This is a genomic window from Geobacillus sp. CX412 (assembly GCF_027942335.1).
GTDB classification, from domain to species: Bacteria; Bacillota; Bacilli; order Bacillales; family Anoxybacillaceae; genus Parageobacillus_B; species Parageobacillus_B toebii.
In genome coordinates, this window is sequence record NZ_CP103461.1 from 1,927,330 (window position 1) to 1,942,804 (window position 15,475).

At 41.6% G+C, this 15,475-nt stretch carries 14 protein-coding genes; 7 read left to right on the forward strand and 7 right to left on the reverse strand.

Annotated features, from left to right (window positions below):
- Positions 1–9: 9 nt before the first annotated feature.
- Together NXM86_RS10210 and NXM86_RS10215 are read right to left on the reverse strand one after the other, a co-directional pair.
- Positions 10–465 carry a tripartite tricarboxylate transporter TctB family protein gene (locus NXM86_RS10210; protein ID WP_062678068.1) on the reverse strand — a complete coding sequence of 152 codons (456 nt, stop codon included), beginning with the start codon at positions 463–465 and terminating at the stop codon, positions 10–12.
- A 53-nt stretch (positions 466–518) separates the two neighbouring features.
- A complete protein-coding gene (locus NXM86_RS10215; protein WP_498957969.1) occupies positions 519–1,535 on the reverse strand; it encodes a tripartite tricarboxylate transporter substrate binding protein in 1,017 nt (338 codons plus the stop codon).
- A 309-nt stretch (positions 1,536–1,844) separates the two neighbouring features.
- Between NXM86_RS10215 and NXM86_RS10220 the strand changes: the two genes are divergently transcribed.
- The 6 genes from NXM86_RS10220 (at position 1,845) to NXM86_RS10245 (ending at position 7,225) form a co-directional block, all read left to right on the forward strand.
- Positions 1,845–2,636 carry an amino acid ABC transporter ATP-binding protein gene (locus NXM86_RS10220; protein ID WP_498957970.1) on the forward strand — a complete coding sequence of 264 codons (792 nt, stop codon included), beginning with the start codon at positions 1,845–1,847 and terminating at the stop codon, positions 2,634–2,636.
- A gap of 42 nt (positions 2,637–2,678) precedes the next feature.
- Positions 2,679–3,539, forward strand: coding sequence for a glutamate ABC transporter substrate-binding protein (locus NXM86_RS10225; RefSeq protein ID WP_498957971.1), 861 nt, complete (start codon positions 2,679–2,681; stop codon positions 3,537–3,539).
- 76 nt (positions 3,540–3,615) lie between these two features.
- The gene (locus tag NXM86_RS10230) at positions 3,616–4,269 is read left to right on the forward strand and encodes an amino acid ABC transporter permease (RefSeq protein ID WP_498957973.1); all 654 of its coding nucleotides are present in this window, start codon (positions 3,616–3,618) and stop codon (positions 4,267–4,269) included.
- Between the two features lie 18 nt (positions 4,270–4,287).
- On the forward strand, positions 4,288–4,938 hold the full coding sequence (locus NXM86_RS10235; protein ID WP_015863746.1) for an amino acid ABC transporter permease: 651 nt from the start codon (positions 4,288–4,290) through the stop codon (positions 4,936–4,938).
- 106 nt (positions 4,939–5,044) lie between these two features.
- A complete protein-coding gene (locus NXM86_RS10240; protein WP_015863745.1) occupies positions 5,045–6,313 on the forward strand; it encodes a sensor histidine kinase in 1,269 nt (422 codons plus the stop codon).
- A gap of 3 nt (positions 6,314–6,316) precedes the next feature.
- Complete coding sequence (locus NXM86_RS10245) at positions 6,317–7,225, forward strand: response regulator (protein WP_171699111.1); 909 nt, start codon at positions 6,317–6,319, stop codon at positions 7,223–7,225.
- A gap of 140 nt (positions 7,226–7,365) precedes the next feature.
- Here the strand turns inward: NXM86_RS10245 and NXM86_RS10250 are convergent, their stop codons facing one another.
- From NXM86_RS10250 to NXM86_RS10265, 4 genes are all read right to left on the reverse strand, one after another.
- Entirely contained in the window at positions 7,366–8,436 is a 1,071-nt protein-coding gene (locus NXM86_RS10250) for a DUF871 domain-containing protein (RefSeq protein WP_375217258.1), read from the reverse strand.
- A gap of 15 nt (positions 8,437–8,451) precedes the next feature.
- Complete coding sequence (locus NXM86_RS10255) at positions 8,452–9,804, reverse strand: PTS transporter subunit EIIC (RefSeq protein WP_081189577.1); 1,353 nt, start codon at positions 9,802–9,804, stop codon at positions 8,452–8,454.
- A 31-nt stretch (positions 9,805–9,835) separates the two neighbouring features.
- On the reverse strand, positions 9,836–10,723 hold the full coding sequence (murQ, locus tag NXM86_RS10260; protein WP_062754309.1) for an N-acetylmuramic acid 6-phosphate etherase: 888 nt from the start codon (positions 10,721–10,723) through the stop codon (positions 9,836–9,838).
- A 146-nt stretch (positions 10,724–10,869) separates the two neighbouring features.
- Positions 10,870–11,727 carry a MurR/RpiR family transcriptional regulator gene (locus NXM86_RS10265; RefSeq protein ID WP_041269876.1) on the reverse strand — a complete coding sequence of 286 codons (858 nt, stop codon included), beginning with the start codon at positions 11,725–11,727 and terminating at the stop codon, positions 10,870–10,872.
- Positions 11,728–12,016: 289 nt separating this feature from the next.
- Here NXM86_RS10265 and NXM86_RS10270 point away from each other — a divergent pair, with 289 nt between their 5' ends.
- Positions 12,017–12,544: a YceI family protein gene (locus tag NXM86_RS10270; protein WP_285753822.1), complete on the forward strand. Its 528-nt coding sequence runs from the start codon at positions 12,017–12,019 to the stop codon at positions 12,542–12,544.
- A 392-nt stretch (positions 12,545–12,936) separates the two neighbouring features.
- Here NXM86_RS10270 and NXM86_RS10275 read toward each other — a convergent pair whose 3' ends face one another.
- Positions 12,937–15,444: a beta-mannosidase gene (locus NXM86_RS10275; protein ID WP_498957975.1), complete on the reverse strand. Its 2,508-nt coding sequence runs from the start codon at positions 15,442–15,444 to the stop codon at positions 12,937–12,939.
- Positions 15,445–15,475: the final 31 nt, after the last annotated feature.

The following is a 15,475-nucleotide window of genomic DNA, read 5'->3' on the forward strand; positions in this document are numbered from 1 at the left end:
CTCCCCCCTTTATTGAAACCAAATCGGCCAACTCGGCAATGTTCCTTGCAACAGTTTAACGTATAACCCGTATACCCCAAGTGAAAAACAAGCAGCAATCACTACCGATTTCCACAAAGTTCCTTTTTCCATCGTTTGAAACCCGACGACTAGGAATAAAAAAGTCGTAATCACATAACCAATAGTTTCTAATAAGGCGGCATATAAAATGGCGGCAAGCAAAATGATGAAAAACTTTTTATACTGCAATGGCTGCCTTTCTTTGCGTGAATCTGTGTATCGCATCGTCTCTAGCAACAATTTGATGCTTAACAGCGCAAGAACAAGCCCTAACAAAAACGGAAACACGTTCGGGCCGACTGCACTTCCATAAGCGCTTTTTGAGATTTTTAGACTTTCCACCATAAACAAAGCTCCAACAGCTAAAAAGGCGATGGCGGCAATGCGATCAAACGTTTTGCTCACACGTACACCCCCATTTTTGATAAAGGCAGGGAAGAATGTTCTTCCCCGTTCGTTTATTTATGCATTCCGAGCGATTTTAACATATCACTGATCTGCTTTTCTTGTTCTTGTAAAAATTTAGCGAATTCTTCTGACCCTTTATATTCTGGTTCCCATCCTTGTTTCGTTAATTCTTGCTTCCATTTTTCGTGTTCGGATAGCTTTTTCAAAGTATCTTCCCAAAACTTTTTCGCGTCCACAGACATTTGTTTCGGCCCGAAGACGCCGCGCCAAATCGTAAATTCCGCGTCAATGCCAAGCTCTTTCATCGTCGGCACGTCTTTTAAAGCGCCGCCAAGACGCTCTGGCGCAGAAATGGCAAGCACTCGCACTTTCCCTGCTTTCACATATTCACCGACAGAAGATGCATCCGTCGCAATCACATCCGCATTTCCCCCAAGAAGCGCTGCGATTGCTTCCCCTCCGCCGTCATACGAAACATATTTCACTACTTTCGGATCAATCCCAGATTTGTAGATAGGAAGAATTGCGATCAAATGGTCCATCGACCCTGGCGCCGACCCGCCGGCTACTGTCACAGACTTTGGATTTTGCTTAATCGCCTCCAACAATTGGGACAATGATTGAAATTCCGAATCCGCCTTAACAACAATCGCCCCGAAATCTTTCGTCAACTGAGCAAGCGGTGTTGTGTCTTTATAACCGAATGGGCTGTTTCCTTCCGCTTTTAAGTTGTTAATAATGATTGGTGGGGAATTGACAAACAGCTTATAATCATTGTTTTTATCCTGTGTTGCGTATTCTGCCATAAACACAGCCCCGCCGCCGCCTGGTTTATTCTCCACCGTAATCGTCTGCTTCACTAATTTTGTTTCATCCAATACTTTTGTAATCGCCCTTGCTGTCAAATCCCATCCTCCACCAGCCCCGGAAGGTGCGACAAACACAATTGGCTTCGTTGGATAGTTTGATGGTTTGCTAGACTGGTTCGTCGTTGCAGTGCTTCCACAAGCAGCTAACACAAACATCATGATTCCCATTACAATCAAGCTCCACCACTTTTTTAACATTTCCTTATCCCCCTATTTTTTGATAGCGTTTACATATTTGAAAGTAATTATAACAACAATTTTCTGAATAATAAGTTTTTGAAAATAAAATGAATTTTGTGCATTTTGTTCATGAAAATAAGAAAAACCCTCTTCTACTGAAAGCTCCCAACAAAAGACAGATTTCTTCTATCAATACCTCTCTGTCACCATCTTTTTCCGCGCATAACATTCAACGCTGTCGCGGGCATTTGCGTAAACGTCTCCGCAGAAAGAGTTTTTGCATCCAAAGAGAAGATTATCGTCGATTTCAGTAGATTTCAGTAGATAATGTTTACAATAAATCTTAAAAAAAAACAAACTATTCATATTATTCGGGAAGGAGGGGGTTCATTGATTTATTTTCATCAAGTGAACAAATATTACGGCGATTTCCACGTACTAAAAGATATCAATTTAACCATTCATCAAGGGGAAGTTGTCGTCATTATTGGTCCATCCGGTTCTGGGAAAAGCACGTTAGTTCGTTGCATCAATCGTTTGGAAACGATTTCAAGCGGCGAATTAATCGTGGATAACGTCAAAGTCAATGACAAAAACATCGACATTAACCAATTGCGGCGCAATATCGGTATGGTGTTCCAGCATTTCAATTTATACCCACATATGACTGTATTGCAAAACATTACGTTAGCACCGATGAAAGTGCTTCGCATTCCGGAAAAAGAAGCGAAAGAAACCGCGATGTACTATTTAGAGAAAGTAGGAATTCCGGACAAAGCGAACGCCTATCCGTCCGAGCTGTCCGGCGGGCAGCAGCAGCGCGTTGCTATCGCCAGAGGACTGGCGATGAAGCCGAAAATTATGCTATTTGACGAACCGACATCGGCGCTCGATCCAGAAACCATTGGTGAAGTGCTTGATGTCATGAAACAATTGGCAAAAGAAGGCATGACGATGGTCGTTGTGACACACGAAATGGGATTTGCCCGTGAAGTTGCGGACCGCATCGTCTTTATGGACCAAGGCCGTATTTTGGAAGAAGCGCCGCCGGAAGAATTTTTCGCCAATCCAAAAGAAGAACGGGCAAAAGTATTTCTGAGCCGCATTCTCAACCATTAATAAGCAAAAAAATGTTTCAAATCAAACAAAGGGGGTTTTTTCATGAAAGGAAAAACAGTTTGGAAAATGTGGATCACGCTTGCGCTTATCGCACTATTAAGCATCACTGCTTTAGCCGGGTGCAGCAGCGAATCGTCAACATCCAACAAAGGGGATGGGGCAAAATCGACGGAAACGTCGGGCGGAACGAACACGTTAGAAAAAATTAAAAAACGCGGCAAACTCGTTGTTGGAGTAAAGTATGACTTGAACTTGTTCGGTTTAAAAAATCCAGAAACCGGAAAAGTAGAAGGGTTTGATATTGACATTGCCAAAGGATTAGCGAGAAAAATTCTTGGTGATGAAAATAAAATCGAACTAAAAGAAGTGACATCCAAAACACGCATTCCAATGCTCAATAACGGAGAAATTGATGCGATTATCGCGACAATGACCATCACAGAAGAACGGAAAAAAGAAGTTGATTTCTCTGATGTGTATTTCATGGCCGGACAATCGTTACTTGTCAAAAAAGACAGCAAAATTAACAGCGTAAAAGATTTGAAAAAAGGAATGACCGTGTTAACGGCAAAAGGTTCTACATCCGCGCAAAACATCCGCAAAGTAGCGCCAGAAGTCAATGTATTAGAATTTGAAAACTATGCTGAAGCGTTTACAGCGCTAAAAGCTGGACAAGGCGATGCGCTCACAACGGACAATGCTTTGCTTTTGGGAATGGCAAAACAAGATCCAAACTACCGCGTTCTTGACGAAACGTTTACCGAAGAACCATACGGCATCGCCGTCCGCAAAGGAGACAAAGAATTTTTGCAAGTCATTAACGAATACTTAAAAGAAATTAAAGAAAACGGCGAATACGACAAAATTTATGAAAAATGGATTGGGAAAAAACCGCAACAATAAATCATGAAAGAACAGATGAGCGAAGCCTGTTTCGCTCATCTGTTTCATCTTAGGTTAGGAAAGAGGTGGAATCATCATGTTAAGATATTCGATCCTGCTAGAACATTGGGATATGTATTTGCAAGGGTTTGCCAACACGTTAAAAGCAAGCGTTCTGGCTCTTATCGGCAGCTTAGTCATTGGCATCATTATCGCGATCTTCCGCATCGCGCCAATTCGCCCGCTAAACTGGATCGGAACTGTCTATGTAGAATTTATTCGCAACATTCCGCTTATTTTAATCGTCTTTGTATTCTTTGTCGGCTTTCCCGCTATCGGTATACGTTTTGATTCCTTTACAGCAGGAACATTAGGCCTTATGGTATATACCGCTGCATTTATTGCGGAAGTAATCCGATCTGGAATCCTTGCTGTTCCAAAAGGCCAAATGGAAGCGGCGCGTTCCTCTGGATTGACATACTTGCAGACCATGCGCTATATCATCTTGCCGCAAGCGGTCAAAATTGTTATTCCGCCGCTTGGCAACCAATTTATTAACCTTGTGAAAAACTCGTCCGTTTTAGGAGTCATCGCCGGGCTTGACCTAATGTATTTCGGTGATTTAATTTCATCCGAAACGTTTGTTACATTTGATGTTTATATCTTCGTCGCGTTGTTTTACCTTGTGCTAACTATACCGTTAAGTTTAGGTGTTGGATATTTGGAACAACGTTTGGCAAAAAGTCGGTAATCGAGGAGGTAAGGACACATGGACTTTATCGGCGCATACGCTCCAGCACATCTCTCCTTTTTACTGCAAGGATTTTTGGTCACGTTGGAAGTTGCGTTTATATCCATTATTTTTAGTTTTATCTTTGGAATTATCATTGGTGTAATACGCTATACAAAAATCCCTGGCATTTCACAAATTTTTGCCGTTATGGTGGAAACGATTCGGAACCTTCCGCTGCTCTTGATCATTTTCTTTACGTATTTCGCGCTGCCGGAAGTGGGATTAAAACTGGATAAATTTTATGCCGCTATTGTCGCCCTAGTTGTCTTTGAATCGGCGATGCTTTCGGAAATCGTTCGCAGCGGATTAAACTCGATTGACAAAGGCCAAATCGAAGCGGCGCGTTCGTCCGGACTCACCTATATACAAACATTATGGTATATTATCTTGCCACAAGCATTGCGCCGAATGGTGCCGCCGATTGTCAGCCAATTTATTTCATTGCTGAAAGATACATCGCTAGCGATCGTGATCTCCCTCCCAGAATTGATGAACCACGCACAAATTATTAACGGAAGAAATGTCAATTATGTGATACCGATTTTTATTCTTGTTGCGCTTATGTATTTTGTTGTCAATTATTCGTTATCTCTTGTTTCTAGAAGGCTCGAATATCGACAACGTTAGACTCATATAATGATTCTTTTCTTGAAAAATATGAAACTACTTCCACCTCATCTGTTATATAATAGAAACTGGGGTGGTGAAAAGGTGTGTGAAAAAAGGAAAAACGATGCGTGAACGCCTGTTGATCGTAACCATTCTAATATTGGCCACTGCTTTTTTCGGGGAAATGAAAATTAATCCGTTTAATAGCCCGTTCCGCTTCTCATTAGGGAGTGCTATCTTTTTTTTCGGACTTATTTCATTTGAGATGATTTCCCCGCTTTTTATCGGAATTTGCGCAGGATGTTTTGTCGTCGGATTCCGTATCGCCCTTGACATGCTGACTGGGCAAGCTGCGTTATCAGATAGTTTTTTTACTCATGCTCCAGCCGCGTGTTACTATATTAATTTTGCCTTGATCGTACAAATCACTCGCTTCCGCCGCTTGCTGGAATTTCCCATCCGCGCTGGCCTGCTCGGCGCAGTTCTTGATTTTTCGTCTAATTCATGCGAATTGCTCTTTCGTTATCTCCTTGGTGAGTCGTTCATCGTGACATACCAAGTGATGATGGTAATGTTGTTATTCGCTATTTTACGAAGTTTCTGTGTCATTGGATTATATAATATTTTCGTAATGAAACATCTTCGCACCTTAGGGGAAGCGCGACAACAAGAGTTGGAACGTCTAATGATGATTAATACGGGGCTGTATGAGGAAACATTTTACTTGCAAAAATCGATGACATACTTAGAAGAGATTACACGAAAAAGTTATGAGCTATATTCGCGTTTGATGGAAGGAGAAAAAGTGAAGCCGCATGCCGCGCTTTATATCGCCGAACATATTCATGAAGTCAAAAAAGATGTACAGCGTATTTTTGCAGGCTTATCGAAATTAATCGGGCAACAACCGTTGCGGCGGAGGCTTCCTATCAATGAACTTTGTGGAATGGTGGTACGCGCTAATGAAAAATACGCCGAGCTATTAGGAAAAAAGATTCAATTTGCCCAAACGTGCCATGTCGATTTATCGACCGACCATGTCTATGCCTTACTCTCTGTACTAAACAACTTAGTGGCGAACGCCGTGGAAGCCATTCCGACATCCGGTTCGATTCATCTGCAAGTAGAATTGCAACAAAGCAATCTCATTGTGGAGGTGACAGACTCTGGGATAGGCATTGCCAAGGAAGATGCCGACTGGATTTTTCAACCCGGCTTTACCACAAAATACGATCAACAAGGAAATCCGTCGACAGGAATCGGTCTTACCCACGCACGGGATATCGTACAAAGTCTTCATGGACATATACAACTTGTAAGCAGCAATCCAGGACAAACAATATTCCGATTGACCATTCCTACCAGCCAGTTGCTGCGAAAGGAGGAAATGTAATTCATGCCGCTTCGTTTTTTTCTTATTGAAGACGACGCCGTCGTACGAAAAATGCTTGAAAAAATTATTACAGAAAACCAGCTCGGCGAGGTTGTTGGAGAAGCAGAAGATGGCTTAAACGTTACTGCAGACCAATTGTATTCGGTCGATGTGGTGCTTATCGACTTATTGATGCCCGGACGCGATGGGATTCAAACGATGAAAAAATTAAGAGAAGAAGGGTTTAAAGGGCAATTTGTGATGATTTCCCAGGTGGAAAATAAAGAAATGATTGGACAGGCATACCTTCACGGCGTCGATACATACATTCAAAAGCCAATTAATCGTTACGAAGTGGTGGCAGTATTGAGGCGAGTAGCGGAACATATCTCTATCTCCCATTCCCTTGATTCAATTCGCCAGCTGCTGAAAGCATTAGATCAAACTGCAACAACCGCTTCCCCTTTACATCAAAAGGAACAAACGCAACTGGAACACCAAGTGCAACATCTTCTTCTTCTATTAGGCATTGCTGGAGAAGCAGGAGCGGCAGATTTATTACTGATCATGCGCCACTTAGCAGAAAAAGAGAAATTGGGACAGACGATTCACGAATTGCCGTCTTTAAAAGAATTATACACCGAGCTTGTGCGACAAACACACCATCATCATGAATCCACCATTCAAAAAGAAGTGCGTGCCATGGAACAACGCATTCGCCGTATGGTGCTGCAAGCATTTACCCATTTATCTTCTCTCGGGCTCACGGACTATACCAATCCCACGTTCGAACACTTCGCTCCCCGTCTTTTTGATTTTGAAGAAATCCGAAAGCGTATGAAAGAGCTCGAAGCAGGAGAAAAAACAACAAAATGCCGTATTAATGTAAGAAAGTTTTTAACCGCTTTTTATATGGAATTAAAAAAGGCGTAACACTTATTCTGATCGTTGGTGCGTCAAACGTTCCTTCCTTTCGCATCCGTTGTTGAACGTTAACTGTAAAGTTTTTACTATTATGTAATTTTATCATAAACAGATAAATAAAACGCCACCGAATTCGGTGGCCGTAAGCTTTATGTGATCCGCACAAGGCGAAACTGTTGTCCTCCTTTGACATACGCAAGGAGAGGAAGATCGTCTTCGAAAATTCGTCCAATCACATTGACTTTCTCATCTGCTGGCAAATCGGTTAATGTGATTTGCAGTTCGCCGGCATATCTTCCATATCTAATATTATCAATCGTAACACTTCCCTTTTGTCTCTCTATCGTACATGCTGGTGCTAATAAATGCTTTGGCCATGAGAAAGATAAGCGGGATTCCAGTGATCGAATGACATCCCTTGCCGCGTCACGCCGATTCGTTTGAACCGTTTCGACCATGGAAAGCAGTTCATGTTGTTGCACAAGCGGCCGGTAGCGCAGCGGAATAACCCCATCCCGAAACTCCTTCATTCGCGCAAGCACATCATCTGTCATCCCGCCATCGCCCACAAATACTTTATCTACCTCACAATCCCGCACTAATTCCACGTACGCGCAAAGCGGATCCATATACCGATGAGCCTCTAGCGTAGGAAGACCTTGATGGAGCGGACCTCGTTTTTCTTTATTTCCCGGAATAAACGCGGCAATCGTTCGAATTCCTTTTCGGCGTAAAATCTTGTTTTTTTGAATGACTAATTCTTTTGATAATCCTGTTTCTGGACGTGGATAAAAATTATGCCACGCTTCAATTTGATTCCAGTTCACGTCACAAAAAGCAAGATCATCGCATTCTTCTTCCGTCATCGTGCTCGCATTGAAAACAACTTTCATCCGGTGAGAAAACGTTGCTGCTTCTTTCATAGAAAATCCATCATCAAGCCGCAGTCCAATAATTCCTCCATCAAAAAGCAAATCAAGATTGTCTCCATTCACCCCAATTTTGGATAAAGAAGCCGGGGTAACGTCAGCGATGATCCCGACTTCGTATTTTCTCGCTAACTGCCCGATCTCCTGTAATCGCTTGCGATAAAAGGTAAGATCGTCTTCGGGAATATGAAGCGATGTAAATAGTTCCCGACATCCGAACAAATTTGCCTGTGCAAATCTTTTTTCGATTTGATCCGTTTGTTCTGATAAGTAGAAAGATAGATAGAACATCGAAACCACCTAGAATTAAATGTTTTCCGCCATTTCTTCTTTAAAGCCAAAGAAATACGTAAAAAGGAAACCAAACGTGTACGAAATGACCAATCCTAAGAAATATAGAATATATTTATTGTCGGCGATTAACGGAATGAGCGATAAACCAGATACGCCGATTCCGAGCGCGGCTGTTTTCACAACTGCCTGAAACGCACCGCCGACTGCCGCGCCGAGACACGCGGTTAAAAATGGTCTTCCTAACGGCAGCGTTACCCCATACAACAACGGCTCTCCAATTCCTAAAAATCCAACTGGCAACGCCCCTTTAATAATGTTGCGAAGCCGTTTGTTTTTCGTTTTGACGAAAATCGCAATCGCCGCTCCTACTTGGCCTGCCCCTGCCATCGCTAAAATCGGAAGAATTGGAGTTGAACCGATTTTATTAATAAACTCCATATGAATTGGTGTCAGACCGTGATGCAATCCAACCATCACAAGCGGTAAAAACGTACCTGCCAAAATGGCGCCAGCAACCGCACCGCCAATATCCAACACTGCTTTGATTCCGCTTGTGATACCTAAAGATAACCATCCGGCAAGCGGCTGAACGGCGATGAGCGTAAATAAACATACCATTAACACGGTTAAAAGCGGCGTCACAATAATATCAATCGCATTTGGAACGAATTTGCGGACACGCTTTTCCATGACCGCCATAAGCCATGCGGCCAACATCACCGCAAACAATCCGCCCCGTCCCGGCGTCAACGCTTCCCCGAACAGTTTAATATCGGCAAGCGCCGGGTTAAATACTAAAATTCCAGCAATCGCTCCCAACACAGGTGTACCGCCAAACTCTTTTGCCGTATTGTATCCGACTAAAACGCCGAGCGAAGCGAAAATGCCGCCGCCAATGAGCAATAATAGCTGCAGCCATGTTTCTGTTGGATCGACCCCGGCGTTTTTCGCAAAGTTAGCGATTCCGTTAATGATTCCCGATGCGACAAGACCTGGAATAAGCGGGATAAAAATGCTTCCGATTTTGCGCAGCAATCGTTTAAATGGCGTTTGGTTGCGTTGTTGAATCTCGGCTTTTTTCTGTGCTGCAATATCTTCCATCACTTCTCCAAGTTGTAACCCTGTTAATTCGCAAAGCGAAGCAGCTACCTTGTTAACGACTCCAGGGCCGACAACGATTTGCAATGTTTCATCTTCAATAACGCCCATGACACCTTCAATATTTTTAAGACCTGCGATATCGGCTTTTTGATGATCGCGCAATGACACTCTCACCCTCGTCATACAATGAGCAATACGTGTAATGTTTTCTTTCCCTCCAAGCCGTTCCAATATTTCAACGGCCATTTGTTGTTCCCTTTTCATTTCAACCTCTCCCCTTATTCACATATTTTTTTTATTGAAGCGCCTGGCGAACAAATCCATTCGCTTTTTGCAGACGCTCTGTCGCTTCTTCATAGCTGCATTGCAATAAAATCATGACAATCGCCGTTTTCACATGTCCCCGCGCCGCTTCGTAATAACGCGCCGCCGTCTTATCATCTACATCGGTTGCCTCCATAATAATTCGTTTAGCTCGTTCTTTTAGTTTAAAGTTTGTCGCCTGCACATCGACCATTAAATTCTTATATACTTTTCCGATTCCAATCATGGAAGCGGTGGAAATCATATTTAATACCATCTTTTGTGCTGTTCCTGCTTTTAAGCGAGTGGATCCTGTTAAGATTTCCGGGCCTGTTTCCACTTCAACGCTGACATCAGCGTATTTGCTAATTTCCGCTCCTTTATTGCAGGCAATGCTCCCGGTTGTGGCACCGATTTGCTTTGCGTATCGGAGCCCACTGATCACATACGGCGTTCGTCCGCTCGCCGCAATGCCAATAACCGTATCTTTTGCCGTCAGTCCAATTGACTGTAAATCTTTTACTGCAAGTTCTTCGTTATCTTCCGCTCCTTCCACTGCATTTGTAAACGCTTCCAAACCACCTGCAATTAATCCTTGCACCATCTCCTTTTCCGTCCCAAATGTCGGCGGACACTCCACCGCATCTAAAATTCCAAGCCGACCGCTTGTACCAGCTCCCATATAAATGAGCCGACCGCCTTGCCGGAAAGACGCAATCACTTTTTGCACAAGCCTTTCGATGTGTTCTAATTCTTTCGAAACAGCAATGGCCACTGTTTGGTCTTCTTCGTTCATCACCTGCAAAATTTCTTTCGTCGTCATTTCATCTAAATTCTGCGTTTTGTTGTTTCGTTGTTCGGTTGTTAAACGTTCTAGCAATCTTGTCACCTTCTTATAGATTTGAAATTTTATTTCTTATTTTAATTATATATATATGAAATAAAATATCAATTTTATTCTTCCATTTTCAAAAAATCTCCATAAAAAGAGAAAAGCAAGCATTGACTGCTCGCTTCCATAAATACTTATCTCCGCAACCGGACTACTTCTTCTCTCGTTTCATGAAATTTTTCCAGCACACGGCTTCCCACTTGATGGAACGTAATTAAATAAAGCGCATCAATGATATTCAGCTGCGTCATTCGCGATGCCATACTTCCGATCCGATGATCTTGCTCGACATCTGGAAGACATAGTTTGATATCTGCTTCCTTATACAATGGCGAAGATGGATCGAGTTTTGTAATCGCAATCACCGTGGCGCCTTGTTTTTTCGCAAACCGGGCAATTTCCAACACATCCTTTGTTCTTCCCGATGTGGAAACCGCGACAAATACATCATGTTTCTCTAAGTTTGCCGCAAGCGGAAGCATCGTATGAAAATCAGGAGACATCATCGACACATAGCCTAGCTTTGTAAATTTATAGCATGCATCCATCGCCGAAGAAGCTGATCCTCCGACTCCGTAAAATAAAATTTTTTTCGCATTGGCAATCACTTCCGCTGCTTTTTCCAATTCCCGTTTATCAATCGTCGTCGTTGTCGCTTCGATCGCCGCTTTGTTGACATAGGTCACTTTATTAAATAAATCATACGGAGCATCTTGTTTTTCAATAATCGAAAAATCGTTAATGTTCATATCGGCAATCGTCAATTCACGGACAAGCGCCAATTTTAACGCGGTAAAGCTGCCAATGCCGATCGTTTTGCAAAAGCGAACGACACTCGCCTCACTAGATCCTGCGTTTTTCGACAGTTCCTTCGTCGTCATATTTGGCACAAGCTCCGCATGTTCCATAATATACGTAGCAATCTTTTTTTCAGCTGGTGAAAACCGTTCCATTTGATTTTCGATTTTCGCTAAAATGCTTAACTGCTTCATCATGATTCCTCTTCCTCTCTGTCCGCTTTCACACTTAATCTAATGTTATCATGCATCCATTATCAAGTGAAAGCAGCGCATATGTTGGTATTATACTTAGAAAAAACCGTTAGATGCGGCTTTTTGGATTAAGAGAGATGGATGCACATATTCATGTATTCATCCGCTCATTGATTGAGAAATATTAACTTATTTTTAAAATTTTTTAAATTTAAATAAAAATATTTGAATTCAAGATATTTTTTAGATATGATTATTATAACCAAAACAAAAGGAGGAAAAAGGAACCATGACAAATTTTCAATTAGACAAAATTCATAGTTCCATATCTTTTCAAGTAAAACATATGATGATTGCTAAGGCAAAAGGAGAGTTCAACGAATTTGATATTGAAGTGGAAGGCGACGTCAATCAGCTGGAATCTTCCAAAGTGAAAGTGACCATCCAAGCAGCTTCCATTGATACAAAAAACGAAGACAGAGACAACCACCTTCGCTCAGCCGACTTTTTCGATGTAGAACATTATCCAACCATCACGTTTATCAGCGATTCTGTTAAAAAGGTTTCAGATGATGAATATGAAGTAACAGGTCAATTAACGATTAAAGATGTTACAAAAACAGAGACGTTCAAAGTCGAATTTAACGGACAATCCAAAAATCCGATAACCGGAAGCATCGTAGCCGGCTTTGACGTAGAAGGAAAAATTAATCGCGAAGATTATGGCTTAACATGGAACGCGGCCCTTGAAACAGGAGGATTTCTTATCGGAAAAGAAGTAAAAATATTCGGAAGTTTTGAGTTTGTTGTCAGCTGATCTCTTCATGCCAAGCGCCCTTAGCTTTTCAGTCAAGCTAAGGGCGCTTATTTGTTCACGATGGATGCCACATGAATCAGAAAGATATATCAAATCACGGGAATTTACACCATAGTTTTTAAAAGAGAAAGGGGACTAGCAATGCTTATTCCCCTATTCAAACTTCAATATCCCTTTTGTTACTTTTAATTCTCCATATTTCGGCATAATCTTCGGAATGTCTTGCAAAGTAAAATAATGGCTAATTAAAGGTTGTACTTTCACTTTTCCTTTTTCAATCAAGGAAATGGCCATTGGATGAGTGTTGTATTTCGATTTTCCCCTTTTTTAATAAAACCGCCGCTTTCATGATTTTCCCTCCATCATACTTTTTTAGATAAAAAATCATCCGATCAAGCACTGCCGTTGATGGCTGATACGCTTAAACCGTCTAAAGAAATGGTCTTGCCATCTAAATGTCTAATCTTGATGATCTTTCGCTCCGATGGAAGTAGGTCGAAGAAGTTATCCGAAAAAATAATTTTTTCTGCTGGAAGTTCCAGTTTAACAAAACGCGCAAAACAATCTGTCCAAATTTCTACTTCTTGTTTTTCCGGCATCACTTTTACTTGCAATTTCGCCTTAGGCAGCTGAAGATCTTTATGATTTCTTAGGTAATAATAGTTTTCCTCTGCTTTTTTATTCAACGATTTTAAGCGGACGACAACTTGTTCAGCAGGATTGCCTTGTAAAACCTCCGCTTCTGTTAAGGAAGCAATTTGAACCGAAGCATTTCCTTTCACATGGATCAAAAATTCTTTCGAATACACTAACTCGCCATTAAATCGGAACACTTCGAATACCAACGTATCTTTCACATCTTCTAATCGGTCATTCACAACCCATAGATGTAAATCATCGCCAGGGTCATGTTCAAGCGTATATAAAAGAGGGGCATTAAATTTTTTACTATAATAATATGAAGCCTTTGGCAACAAGTAATAATCGATCATCGACCAACTCGTGCCAGGCCAGCAATCATTCAATTGCCAGATTAAAGCCCCGCTTGTTTGCGGTTTATTGCGGCGGTAATGTTCCATTCCATACTTTAAACCTTCAGCCTGTGTGAGCATCGAATAATTCATGTATTCCTCAACATTTTTTGGAATGCCGGTATACCCTTCCATTAATAAGAGCCCTTTTTCATGATGAAAATCTTTATTGCGATATGCCAATTCATCGCTGCCCCAAGAAAAAGTTCCGTCAGGCAGATTTTTTTCCAGCGTATAACGATTGGCAGAAGCATGCATGCCAAACTCGCTGCAAAACCGGGTGCGATCTTTTTTATAATTTCGAAACGAAACCCCCTCCACACTGATGTTTTGTCCTAAATTCTGACCGAATTTTCGAGGTTCCATATTCCCGTGCCAAACTTGCCAATTATGCCGGTCGCCTTCCTCTTGTGAGTTGTGATCATTGCCGCCATATGGCGAACTTGGCCAATATGGACGGGAAGGATCTAATTCTTCCAGTAGTTCAGGAATTAACTCATGATATATTTTTTCTCCATAAAAAGGAGTGTGAATTTTTCCAGCGGCATGCTCCACTTCATATAACCAATCGTTTTCGTTATTTCCGCACCATAAAGCGATGCAAGGATGATTGCGAAGCCGCTTAATCACCGAAATCACTTCTTCGCGGACGTTTTCCATATAATCGCGGTTGTAATCCGGGTATAACGCACAGGCAAACATAAAGTCCTGCCAAACTAAAATACCTTGGCGATTGCATTCTTGATAGAAAATGTCTTTTTCATAAATCCCACCGCCCCATACACGCAGCATATTCATATTCGCTTCTTTCGCAAGCTGAATAAGATGACGATAGCGTGATTCCGGTACAGATCCTAAAAAGCTGTCAATAGGAATCCAGTTGGCTCCTTTCGCAAATATCTCTACACCATTTAAAACAAAGGTAAACCGCGGATTCCCTTCGCGATCTCTTTTCATTACTTCCACCGTACGAATCCCAATTTCTGTTTGATATGTGTCTAGAACTTCCCCTTCCCATTTTAAAACGACGGATAATTGATAAAGATTCGGTTCTCCTAAATCATGCGTCCACCAAAGATTTGGATTGTCGATGTTGAAAGTGAGTGTTGCTCGATTTTGATCAATATTTACGGTTTGGAAAAATTGTTGTTCTCGATCTTTTAACGTCACTTCTGCCTGTAAACTTTTTCCCTTAACAAAGTTTTTGGTGTAAATATCGATTTGAACAATGGCCCGAGAATCTTTCAAGTCAAGTGTTCTTGCGTAAACACTTTCGATTTTGGCAATTTTTCTTTTTTCTAAACGCACCTCTTTCCAAATTCCTACTGTTAGAATTTGCGGACCCCAGTCCCAGCCAAAATGATATTGAGCCTTGCGCGCCCATATGCGATCTTTTCCAAATCCAGCCCAATAATTTTTCTCTTTCTCCTTTAACTGATAGGAAACGGGATTAAATTTCACTGCCAAAACATTTCTTCCATCCACTATTTCTCTAGTAACATCAAAAGCATGAGAAATGAACATATTTTCCGTAGTCCCTAATTCCACTCCGTTTAAATAAACAGTCGCAAAGGTATCTAAGCCTTCAAAAATCAACTCTAACCGTTCATCTTTGTCTAGATTGTTTTTATCAAATGTAAATTCCGTACGATACCACCAAACCTTTTCTTCCACCCATTTCGATTTCAAATCATTGTAGCCGAAAAAGGGATCATCAATCAATTTCTTTTCCCGTAAAATCGAATGTACATCTCCTGGCACCTTTGCTGGTATCCAAAAGTGATCAATATAGTTTGGATCTGCAATCGTTAAATCCCTTACCTGTCCTACATCAAAATGCTGTATCTTCCAATTTTTATTGATTAACATTCTTCATTCCTCCTTCCTGTAAAGAAAAAGA